The following is a 5,816-nucleotide window of genomic DNA, read 5'->3' on the forward strand; positions in this document are numbered from 1 at the left end:
TAATTTTTCAAACCTCGCTTGAAGTCGTTTAGCACGGGCTGACGTCTCGGTTACGGTCGTAGCAGTTGATGGCGATAGCTGTCGTAAATAGCGTGGGTGGTAGAAAACTGGGGTGATGTGCAACGCATCACTATCTATATCCTAAATTATTTAGGACACATGACCGGGATCAGTATGGGATCGGTTAGGTACGGTCGTCTTGCCCTCGGGCAGGGTGCCAACCTTGGCAGGCTTAGATTTGAAGCACCCTGCGGGCCAAATTTAGGTAAATCAGGACACCAAACACATCTACAACAGTTGTAATAAAAGGAGCAGACATCAGGGCCGGATCAAACCCGAGACTCTGAAAAAGGATGGGGAGGGCCGCTCCAGCACTGGACGCCAAGATGGAGATCGCCACCAGACTACACCCAACCGACAGGGCCACGCCCAGGCTAATGTCAGGGGCCAGGTAGGCTACGCCTGTCACCACCAGACCCAGCATGATGCCGAGAAAGGCTCCGGCTATGGCTTCTCGCCGGATCACCCGGAAGGCTTCCCTGAGCTTGAGGTCGTCCGTGTTTAAGCCTCGGATCACAACGGTGGATGACTGGGCCCCCACATTGCCCCCGGTACCGATCAGCAGCGGAATAAACGACGCCAGGACGGCCACCTGCTGAATCAGGTCTTGCTGGCTTTTGATCACAGCGGCGGTAAATGTGTTGGCAACCAGCAGCACTGACAGCCAGACAACACGCTTACGCGCGACGGTGAGCAGATTGGTTTGAAAATAGTTATCGCCGCCGGACTGTACACCCCCTAGGGCATAGATATCTTTGGTGGCTTCTTCTTCGAGGATGTCGATCACGTCGTCAACGGTGATGATCCCCACCAGCCGTTCTTCGGTGTCAACCACGGGGACAGCCAGAAAGTCGTAGCGCTGAATCAGCCGGGCGACTTCTTCTTGGTCAATGCCGGTTTGGACCGAGACCACCTCACGGGTCATTAAGTCACCAATGGTTTGCTCAGGCTGACCGATCACCAAGATCCGCAGCGAGAGAATACCGGTTAGACGGCGGGCACGGTCCGTGACGTACAGGTAGTAAACCGTTTCGCTGACGCTGGCCAGTTTACGAATGTGATTGAGGGCCTGCTCCACCGTCCAGTTTTCTTTGAGGGCGATGTACTCAGGGGTCATGGCCCGCCCGGCTGTACCGGCTTCGTAGCCTAGTAGTAGGGCAGTGGCCTCACGTTCTTGGGCGCTGAGCTGTTGGAGCAACTGTCGAACTACCTTGGCGGGAAGCTCGTCAAACAGGCGAGCGCGGTCGTCAGGGGACATTTTATCGACGATGTCGATGACGTCCTGGCGCTTAAAATCTTCGACGAGGTTTTGTTGAATGCTGGAATCGAGGTTTTCGTAAACTTCGATGGCCTCACTTTTGGAAAGCAGCCGAAAGGCCAAGGCCTGCATCGCTTCGGGCAGACCTTCAATGGCCTCAGCGATATCGGCAGGCTGCACGGGTACCAGCAGCGCCTTGGCCCCCTGGTAGTTATTTTGCTCTAGTAGGGCTTGGAGTTGCGATCGCACCAGTTCACGCAGTTCCCGGCGCGAGAATGATGCAGCGCTTGTAGCCTGTTCAGTGTCCGTCAAGGAATGTATGCCTGATCCAGTTGCCTCTAGTCTAGTGGCGGACGGGGTGCAGAACGAACAAAATACTGCAAATTTCTGGTATTGAGTGGATATAGCTCACCCAATACCAGATAGACGCGCTACAAACGACTACGCCGCCTTTAAACCGCGATGCTGCAACAGCGCATCGGTACTCGGCTCACGACCTCGGAAGGCTTGAAAGACCTCCATGGGGTGACGGCTCCCCCCCAGGGCCAGCACCGTATCCCGGAAACGCTGGCCGGTTTCCTGCACCGCCGCTTCATTATCGATGCCCGCTTCCTCAAAGGCAGCAAAGGCATCAGCGCTCAGAACCTCGGCCCAGAAGTAGCTGTAGTAGCCTGCCGCATAGCCCCCGGCAAAGATATGGCCAAAGCTACAGAGGAAGGAGTCCTCGGCTAAGGGGGGCAAGATGGTGGTCTTTTGGGCTAAACGATCCCGCACATCCCAGATGGTTTCAGAACCGCCAGGCTGATAACGGGCATGGAGTTCGAGGTCGAGCCAGCCAAAATTCACCTGGCGCAAAATGGCATTGGCGGTCATAAAGTTGCGAGCAGCCAACAGCTTTTGATAGTCCTCCTCAGGCAGCGTTGCACCGGTTTCATAATGACGGGCCATCTTGAACAGGGTGCTGCGGTCATAGCACCAGTTCTCCATAAACTGGCTGGGGAGTTCGACCGCGTCCCATTCCACATTGTTGATGCCTGCTGCCCCTGGGTAGTCCACCTGGGTGAGCATATGCTGCAGCCCGTGGCCAAACTCATGGAACAGGGTTTCGACCTCTCGGAAGGTCATCAGGCTGGGTTTGCCATCGACCGGCGGTGACTGGTTGCACACCAGATAGGCCACCGGTAACCGCACCGGATTTGAGGAATCCGTATGATCCCGAACGATGCATTCATCCATCCAAGCACCGCCGCGTTTCTCCGCTGGGCGGCTGTAGGGGTCTAGATAGAAGTGGGCGATGGGATTGCCATTGGTGTCTGCGATCGCAAAATAGCGCACATCCTGATGCCATACCGGAGCCTCACCATCCGCAGCAGTGATAGTCACCCCAAACAGTCGGTTTGCCAGACCAAACAGGCCATCCAGAACCTGAGGTAGCGGAAAATAAGGCCGCAGCTCTTCATCATTGAGGGCAAACTCAGTTTCGCGCATGCGTTCCGCCCAAAAGGGAATATCCCACTGCTTTAGGTCGTCCGCCTCACCGGCCTTTTGAGCCTGGGCAAACGCTTTCAGCTCGTCTAGCTCTTTCACCGCCGCATCATAGCTAGCGCTGCGCAGCTCCTCCATCAGCGCTTCCACAGCGTCTACCGAGGGAGCCATTTTACGGGCAATGCTGAGGTCCGCGTAGGTATCAAAGCCCAGTAGCTGAGCCTGTTGCTTTCTCAGGGTCAAGGTTTTATCGATCAAAGGAGAATTATCCAGATCCCCAGAGGAGGCTCGACTCACATAGGCCCGGTACAGCTTTTCCCGCAGGTCTCGACGACGACTGTGTTTCAGAAAGGGGCCATAGCTCGGAATATCGAGGGTAATCCGCCAGGGGCCTGAAGTGGATGTGGCCGATTCTTCGCCAGCATCACGGGCCGCTTGGGCCGCCAAACTCAGCAAGCTGGGGGGCAAGCCCGCGATTTCATCCTGGGTGGTCAGCGTCAGACTAAACGCCTTAGTGGCATCCAGCACATGATTAGAAAACTGGGTGGAGAGTTCAGCCAGCTGCTGTTGAATTTGGTTGAACTGCTGTTTCGCCTCGCCCTCCAGACCCACGCCTGAGAGTTCAGCATCGCGGATAGCCGCGTCCACAATCCGTTGCTGGGCCGGACTGAGGTTGCTGGCAGCCAGCTGCTTAAACCCATCGTAGAAGGCTTTGCTCTGACTCAATCGGGTGGCAAACTGCACCAGGACAGGCTGTACCGCTTCGTAGGCCGCCCGCAGCTCTGAGCTATTTTGCACACCCATGAGATGCCCCAATACACCCCAGGTCCAGCCCAGACGTTCGCTAATTTTAGTCAGAGGTACGGCCAGACCGTCCCACGTCGGCGTCAGGGTTGCTTCTAATGATTCCAAAGCTGTGGTCAGATCGCCGATCAGCTCAGTGACGGCGGGCTCCACCTGGCTGGGATGAAACTGATCAAAGGGGGGCAGGCCATGGCCAATGAGGAATGGATTAGTCGCCGTGGGGGCACTGGTAGTTGCCGTAGAAGTCATAGGGATCGCAAAAGGGAAAATGAAGTGATCAAGATTTCAGGAAAACCAAGAAAGGTTAGCTTCCCGGAATTATTCTGACTTGGGTTTATCTTAGTGTAGTAATTTTATTCTGTGGTTGGTTGTGTGGTTTGGGAACTACCCAGAGGGGCTATTCGGCGTCAAGGACTTCTGGTTCGAGGGCCTGTAATATTCGGGCTGCCTGGATGATGACATTTTCTCCACCATTGACGACTACCAGATATTCGCCCGCTTCGATGCGATCGCGATAGGGCGTTTCATTATTGTTAAATAGCAACGCCGGACCGCCGCCGATAAAAAAGCTGCCCATCAGTCCCGAACCGGCACCCAGCAGCCCCCCAAGGAGCTGATTGCCCAGCCTGCCCGCCCATGCAAAGGTATCGAGACCGGTGATGGTGTCAAACACAAACCCACCACCAAAGCCAAAGGGCACCAGCCACAGGGCCATCAGCCGCACCTGTCGCCAGGCGGCTTCTTTAGGGTCCTGCAGGCCAAACTCATCGTCGGTCTGATATCCCTCGCCCAGAATAGCGATGTCGTCCATGGAAAAATTGTTGGACTCGAGCCTGGCGTAGGCTTCTTCGGCTTGGGTGCGATCGCGAAAAGCAGCGACAAGGTATCTCATGGGGAGTGCAGGCGGTAGGGGCTTGAGGTCAGGGTAAACCCAACAGCTCCTATTATTCCTTGTCGGCTACATTTTGGCGGGTGTTGGTTATCTATATTGACTGAGCCCTTGCCGCTGTGTTGGCTGTGGAGCTGAAGCCCGCGCCGGGTTGAAACTCCGGCGCTAGCTGAGGGGTGTCCACTAAAGGGACACTTTGGTAGTGAGGCGTTGGGGGTTGGTCGCGGACCGCTCGACGCATAGTTGACGGCTTAGAAGCGAACCCTCAAAACACATCTCCGATGCTTGTGTCCCTTCCAGTGGACACCCTTCGGTTAGCCCTGGGTTTCGAACCCTGGGCGGGTGAGCGCTTCCCCACCAGGTGCAAGATCTAAGTTGACTATTCCTATATTGACCACTCCTGTATTGACCACCTGGTATCGGGGCAAACTATCGATTGCGCTAGCATTGGCATACTCGCCATCTTTCACGACCTTCGCTACTATGCCGTGTATTCACCCATTCAGCGCCGTCGTCGAGACCGAGAGCCGCTAGAGGTATACGAGCTGATAGATGGAGAATACCAGCGACTACAGGGTGAACCAGTATGGTTACCGGAAATCGGGTTGGGTTTGGGTCGCAGCAGCGGCCGCTACAACGGTTGGGAACGAGAATGGCTCTATTGGTATGATGAGACTGGTCGTCGGCTGCTCACACCGGAAGAAAAAGCTGAACAGGCAACGGCCAATGTAATACGGGCTGAAATAAAAGCGGCACAGGCCAACCAGGCAGCTGCCCAAGCGGAAGATAGAGTCGCCCAGGCAGAAGATAGAGTCGCACGGGCAGAAGACAAAGCCGCTAAGTTGGCTGCTAAATTACGGCAGCTAGGGATCAATCCTGATGAGATTTAAGCTGTCGGCACTAGCCTTATAGAATAGGAACTTGGATGCACTCCCTAGGCATCAACTACCTACAGCGGCCATTGGTCTATCAGCTTAAGCAAACTCTTTTCGGTCAGATAGCGAAGTTTTCTTCCTTTAACTTTTTCACAGCCAAGCTTTTCTAGAAAATCTTTGAGGGTAAAAAACTCTATACCAGGATCGTTGCTTTTCAATTCCTGAACTCGTGCAATTACCTTATTGATTTTTTTCTTTTCTGTTGACGTGAAACCAGAGCTTTGGGCGATAGCAACAGCCAATCGTTGGTGAATTTCAGGATGATCAATCTTATTGAACGCTTTTAGGATAGGTATTGGTTTAGGTTGAGCTTCTACCAGGTCTTTCAACGTAGTTTGGATATCTTGTTGCTGGTCAGTAGATATTTCTACGCGAGACGATAATC

Annotated in this window: 6 protein-coding genes; 1 reads left to right on the forward strand and 5 read right to left on the reverse strand. The window is 54.4% G+C overall.

Annotated elements, in window-relative coordinates:
- Positions 1–232: 232 nt before the first annotated feature.
- The 4 genes from mgtE to IQ260_RS26670 form a co-directional block, all read right to left on the reverse strand.
- Positions 233–1,630, reverse strand: coding sequence for a magnesium transporter (mgtE, locus tag IQ260_RS26655; protein ID WP_193996113.1), 1,398 nt, complete (start codon positions 1,628–1,630; stop codon positions 233–235).
- A gap of 129 nt (positions 1,631–1,759) precedes the next feature.
- The gene (locus IQ260_RS26660; protein ID WP_193996114.1) at positions 1,760–3,856 is read right to left on the reverse strand and encodes a M3 family metallopeptidase; all 2,097 of its coding nucleotides are present in this window, start codon (positions 3,854–3,856) and stop codon (positions 1,760–1,762) included.
- Between the two features lie 148 nt (positions 3,857–4,004).
- On the reverse strand, positions 4,005–4,499 hold the full coding sequence (locus IQ260_RS26665) for a hypothetical protein (RefSeq protein ID WP_193996115.1): 495 nt from the start codon (positions 4,497–4,499) through the stop codon (positions 4,005–4,007).
- 311 nt (positions 4,500–4,810) lie between these two features.
- Positions 4,811–4,966: a hypothetical protein gene (locus IQ260_RS26670; RefSeq protein ID WP_193996116.1), complete on the reverse strand. Its 156-nt coding sequence runs from the start codon at positions 4,964–4,966 to the stop codon at positions 4,811–4,813.
- Positions 4,967–4,984: 18 nt separating this feature from the next.
- Here IQ260_RS26670 and IQ260_RS26675 point away from each other — a divergent pair, with 18 nt between their 5' ends.
- The gene (locus IQ260_RS26675; RefSeq protein WP_193996117.1) at positions 4,985–5,386 is read left to right on the forward strand and encodes a hypothetical protein; all 402 of its coding nucleotides are present in this window, start codon (positions 4,985–4,987) and stop codon (positions 5,384–5,386) included.
- A gap of 59 nt (positions 5,387–5,445) precedes the next feature.
- Here the strand turns inward: IQ260_RS26675 and IQ260_RS26680 are convergent.
- The coding region (locus IQ260_RS26680; protein WP_228016464.1) for a hypothetical protein at positions 5,446–5,816 on the reverse strand (371 nt) is incomplete at its 5' end.

Source organism: Leptolyngbya cf. ectocarpi LEGE 11479 (genome assembly GCF_015207065.1).
In the GTDB taxonomy this organism is placed as follows: Bacteria; Cyanobacteriota; Cyanobacteriia; order Phormidesmidales; family Phormidesmidaceae; genus Leptothoe; species Leptothoe ectocarpi.

What these genes read in the sequence shown, in the direction of transcription:
- IQ260_RS26660 (WP_193996114.1), bottom strand. Translation starts at nt 3,856, where the DNA reads ATGACTTCTACGGCAACTACCAGTGCCCCCACGGCGACTAATCCATTC.
- IQ260_RS26665 (WP_193996115.1), bottom strand. Translation starts at nt 4,499, where the DNA reads ATGAGATACCTTGTCGCTGCTTTTCGCGATCGCACCCAAGCCGAAGAA.